Raw genomic sequence first — 1,399 nt, forward strand, 5'->3', positions numbered from 1 at the left:
TGGACAATTGACGGGAGCTCCACCTCCACTCCGCCGATGAACTGAAGCTCGGCATCGGTATACTCCTGCAGAATGCATTGGCGCATCCCGGTATCCGAGAGAGGGGGGATTAAGATGGTCCGGGGGAAGATCCGCTCCACCTCCCGGATCCTCCGGAGATAATTCCAGGCATAGAGGTTCCAGGTTGTTATGAAGAGGGAGGATGAGGTGACAACCTCTGTGAGGAAATCATCCAGTGCCGAAAAACCCCCGATATGCCGGGAGAAGAGGTGCTGGCAGCCGTCCATAAGAAAGATCGGTTTCGATGACCGGTAATCCAGAAGATCCCTTTTACTGGTTATCTGTGATCCATACTCTACAAGATAGACATCACTCGCATATACATCATGAACCGCGGATATCAGGGTGCTCTTACCAGAATAGGGAAGGCCGATGATAGCAACATTCTCCCGTTTATGTGAACGATAAAGATTGATCACGTCCTGTATCTCTGCAAACTGACTCTGAAATACCGTACATGGAGCATGGTTCATTACTTCTGAAGAATCAGCCAGATCACCTGTCATCAGACCACACGCCAGAATATCAGGGGATATAAAGATAAAGCTTCCCCTCTGGCTCCGGATCTGCCGATCAGGGCAAGACATATCACCATTAATGAGAAAGGATCTACAGATTTCCTATACAGCAGGGAGCCGGCTTCACCGGGGAGAGGGGAAGGGAGACTATGACAAACAGAATCTATGTGATCGGGCATAAAAACCCGGATACTGACAGCATATGTAGTGCAATCGGATATTCCGAATATCTGAACCAGCAGGATCCCGGCAGGTACATCCCTGCACGATGTGGTGAGATCATGGCAGAGACAGCCTATGTCCTCTCCCACTTCGGAGTTGAGGCTCCTGCCCTTGTTGAATCAGTTGAACCCACAGTTGCCGATATCCCGTTCACCTACACCCATAGCGCACAGAAGGATCTCCCCACAATCGATGTGGTCGATATGATGGAGGAGCAGGATGTCAGGAACATTCCGATAACTGATTCAGAAGGATCATTTGTCGGCCTTGTCTCAGAACACGGACTGGCACGGGCATATGTCCGCCGTACCCGGATCGAGCCCCTCTCTGTCCTCCCGATTAAGATCGAGACACTGGCACGGATCCTTGAGGCTGAAGTGGTTGTACGGAACCGTGATCTCCTCGAAGGAAATGTCTATATCTCAATAGATGCCCTGCATGTCACCCTCTCCCGCCTGACACAGAATGATATCGCCATTGTGGGAGATAACGAGCCTTCACAGCTTGCCCTCATCCAGGCAAAAATCGCCCTTTTGATCATTGCAGATGGCGCTCCCATAGGAGAGCGGGCGATCAATGCCGCAAAATCACAGGGAGTT

Annotated in this window: 2 protein-coding genes; one reads left to right on the forward strand and one right to left on the reverse strand. The window is 50.9% G+C overall.

Annotated features, from left to right (window positions below):
- Window positions 1-566 (reverse strand): hypothetical protein (locus QCH34_RS12650; protein ID WP_300334658.1); only part of this gene is annotated, 566 nt, incomplete at its 3' end.
- 161 nt (window positions 567-727) lie between these two features.
- Here QCH34_RS12650 and QCH34_RS12655 point away from each other — a divergent pair.
- The coding region (locus QCH34_RS12655; protein ID WP_300334659.1) for a DRTGG domain-containing protein at window positions 728-1,399 on the forward strand (672 nt) is incomplete at its 3' end.

Source organism: Methanocalculus sp., assembly GCF_029762515.1.
In the GTDB taxonomy this organism is placed as follows: Archaea; Halobacteriota; Methanomicrobia; order Methanomicrobiales; family Methanocorpusculaceae; genus Methanocalculus.